1 protein-coding gene is annotated in these 1,311 nt (G+C 61.3%); it reads left to right on the top strand.

What is annotated here, in order from left to right:
• The first annotated feature begins 68 nt into the window (after positions 1 to 68).
• Positions 69 to 1,187 carry an IS5 family transposase gene (locus ABSH63_RS15720; RefSeq protein WP_352891056.1) on the top strand — a complete coding sequence of 373 codons (1,119 nt, stop codon included), beginning with the start codon at positions 69 to 71 and terminating at the stop codon, positions 1,185 to 1,187.
• Positions 1,188 to 1,311: the final 124 nt, after the last annotated feature.

The raw sequence follows: 1,311 nt of genomic DNA, 5'->3' as shown, positions 1-1,311 counted from the left end.
CAGCTTGCTGAAAAACTCGGCATGAATTCTGCGGTCTATACGCGCGACATTCCAAACAGGGGTCTGGGATGCGGGGAATAGAAATCCAGCAGGGTGCGATGTTCAGCTACGTTTCTCTGGAGCAGCGCGTACCGAAGAAGCATCCGCTGAGGACGATTCGGGCGCTGGCGGATGCAGCACTTCAGGAGATGGATGGCGCGTTGACGGTGATGTACTCGCACACCGGGCGACCCTCGATCCCGCCGGAGCGGTTGATCAGGGCGCTGCTGCTGCAGATGTTCTTCTCGGTGCGCAGTGAGCGACTGCTGATGGAACAGCTCGACTACAACCTGCTGTTCCGCTGGTTCGTGGGGCTTGGCGTGGATGACGAGGTGTGGGATGCCTCGACGTTCGCGAAGAATCGGGATCGCCTGGTGGACCATGACGTGGGCCGCAGTCTGCTCGCCGCTGTCGTGGCGCAGGCCAAGAAGCGCAACCTGATCTCGGACGAGCATTTCAGCGTCGACGGCACGCTGATTGAGGCGTGGGCGTCGATGAAGAGTTTTCGCCGCAAGGACGACAACACGCCGCCACCGCCGTCCGGCGGCTCCAATGTCGAAGTCGACTTTCGCGGCGAGACGCGCAGCAACGCGACGCATGAGTCGAAGACCGATCCGGAATGCCGGCTGTACAGGAAAGGGCCGGGCCAGGAGTCGAAGCTGGCGTATCTGGGTCACGCGTTGATGGAGAACCGCAACGGATTGGCCGTCGATGGCTGCGTGACGCAGGCGGATGGCTACGGCGAGCGCAATGCGGCGATGGCGATGATCGACGCCATCAAGACCGAGGGTGAGATCACGCTCGGCGCCGACAAGGGTTATGACGCCAGCGAGTTTGTCGAGCGGCTACACAAGGCCAAGGTTGTGCCACATATCGCGCAGAACACCAAGAACCGTCGCTCGGCCGTGCCGGCGGTTGTCGCCAAGACCGATGGCTATGCCGTGAGCCAGATCTTGCGCAAGCGCATCGAAGAGATTTTCGGCTGGGCCAAGGAAGTCGGCGGCATGGCGCGGGTCAAGCTGCGTGGCCTGGGCAAGGTCGACTGGCGCTTCACGATGACGCTGGCGGCCTACAACCTGATGCGCCTGCACAAGCTGGTGGTTACACCGCCTGCGACAGCAGAGGTGTCTCTGCGATGTGGAACATGAGCAAAAAACAAGCGCTCAAACTGCGCATACGCGTCGCAACGGGGCATCCCCTCTCTTTTCGTCACGCAAATTTCGATTCGCGGGCCGTAGGCAGCGATCTTTCGCGCGGTTTTTCAGCAAGCTG

Origin of the sequence: Sinimarinibacterium thermocellulolyticum (assembly GCF_040327995.1) — a bacterium.
In the GTDB taxonomy this organism is placed as follows: domain Bacteria; phylum Pseudomonadota; class Gammaproteobacteria; order Nevskiales; family Nevskiaceae; genus Solimonas; species Solimonas thermocellulolyticum.
Note: the sequence above shows the minus strand (reverse complement) of the source record. Positions and strands in the feature narration are given on the sequence as shown.

Excerpts from the sequence above, each read along its gene's own strand:
- ABSH63_RS15720 (WP_352891056.1), top strand. The coding sequence starts at position 69 with ATGCGGGGAATAGAAATCCAGCAGGGTGCGATGTTCAGCTACGTTTCT.